Origin of the sequence: Microcoleus sp. S13_C3, from assembly GCF_036700905.1 — a bacterium.
Lineage (GTDB): Bacteria > Cyanobacteriota > Cyanobacteriia > Cyanobacteriales > Microcoleaceae > Microcoleus.
The window spans coordinates 1-1,673 of the sequence record NZ_JAUBPT010000143.1; the positions used below are offsets into that span (position 1 = coordinate 1).

The 1,673-nt window shown below is 49.1% G+C and carries 1 protein-coding gene and 1 pseudogene; one reads left to right on the forward strand and one right to left on the reverse strand.

Annotation, left to right across the window (positions count from 1 at the left end; genetic code table 11):
- Positions 1 to 309, forward strand: a pseudogene (locus QUA16_RS28505) (adenylate/guanylate cyclase domain-containing protein); the annotation flags it as partial.
- Between the two features lie 128 nt (positions 310 to 437).
- Here the strand turns inward: QUA16_RS28505 and QUA16_RS28510 are convergent.
- Positions 438 to 1,673, reverse strand: a 1,236-nt coding sequence (locus tag QUA16_RS28510) for a calcium-binding protein (protein WP_445305417.1), incomplete at its 5' end; no start/stop codon positions are given.

A 1,673-nucleotide genomic window follows, 5' to 3' on the forward strand; every position in this document is an offset into this window, starting at 1 on the left:
CCATCCCAGTATGCAATCCGCACCCTCGATACGGTAAAAGTCAAGGGAAAATCTGAATTAGTAACAGTTTATGAGGTGTTTGATGCCGATCCGCCAGAAATTAAAGAGGGCAAGTTAGCTAGGCTGGAATTGTTTGCAGAAGCTAGGGCACTTTACTCGGAAGGGAAGTTAGCTAAAGCGGCGCGGCTTTTTGAAGAGTGTTGGCGTCAGAATCCGGGCGATGCCGTGGCTAAAATGTACTGGGAACGCTGTCAGTCTGCATTGGTGACTCGCACAAAAATCAAAGACAGACTAAACAATTTACATTAAGCGGTTGCTATACCTGAAAATCAAAGCAAAAGTACGATCGACTGCTGAGACATCATACAAACTAGGCGATCGCGATCGGGTAGGTATGTTGTGGCGCTTTAGCGCTAAAGCGCAACAACATACGAAGTCTAAAAAGTTACTGCCTGAACTATACTGCTGGCAGTGACTCCTTTCAAAACAGCTAAATATTCCCCTGTTACCTGATACTGAATTATAGTATCGCGAACATTCGCGCCGGTTCCTTGAAAAATATTTAACTGGCTAAAAGCAAGGGGGCTAATTAAATCAATTTTGTCTTGATTTAGGGTGAAATCATTAATCACATCGGCGGCGGCTAAGTCTGTTCCACCAGTATCGATCGCGATCGCAAACACATCAAAACCCAATCCGCCTGTGAGAGTGTCGGCACCCTTTTCTCCAAATAAGTAGTCATTGCCCGCGTCGCCAAACAATATATCGTCGCCATCGCCTCCGTAAATGCGATCGTTTCCCTTACCTGAGTAAATCAAGTCAGTACCGCCGTCACCCTGAATAAAATCAATCCCTTGGCCGCCAAAAATAATGTCATTGCCATCACCGCCGCTGATGCCGTCATCCCCTTTTTGTCCGTAAAGCAAGTCATCGCCTGCCTTGCCATGAAGATAGTCATTACCGGGGCGTGCGTAGATAATGTCATTCAATGCCGATCCTGTGACGCGATCGTCCTTATCTGTCAAACCGATTACTGACTTTTTCAACAAGGTTGTGACATCGCCTAAGTTATCGTTATCGCTGATATTGACTGTGAGAGGGGCGACGAGATTATTATACAATGTGTCATCGCTGGTAGTGGCGTGGCTAATTGGGCTGACACGATCGCCCTCAACAACCGCATCGTCAACCGCAGTCACCGTTACCGTTTGGGGGACATTCCAATTGGCGGGAGTAAAAGTAAGGGCAGATAGGCTGACAGTAACTTGGCTTTCAGGGGTAATAACGACGGTGACATTAGCAGTTGGCTGAGTATTTAGCCGCACTTTGTATATATCGCTGCCCAAGCTTTCGAGTACGTCGGTACTGCCAAGTGGTTCAAGGAAAATGACAGCGGGAGTACCTGGAGTTGGCGTGGGAGTCGGAGTTGGCGTGGGAGTCGGAGTTGGCGTGGGAGTCGGAGTTGGCGTGGGAGTCGGAGTTGGCGTGGGAGTCGGAGTTGTTGTCGGAGTCGGAGTTGGCGTTGGAGTCGGAGTTGGCGTTGGAGTCGGAGTTGGCGTGGGAGTCGGAGTTGGCGTTGGAGTCGGAGTTGTTGTCGGAGTCGGAGTTGTTGTCGGAGTCGGAGTTGTTGTCGGAGTCGGAGTTGTTGTCGGAGTCGGAGTTGTTGTCGGAGT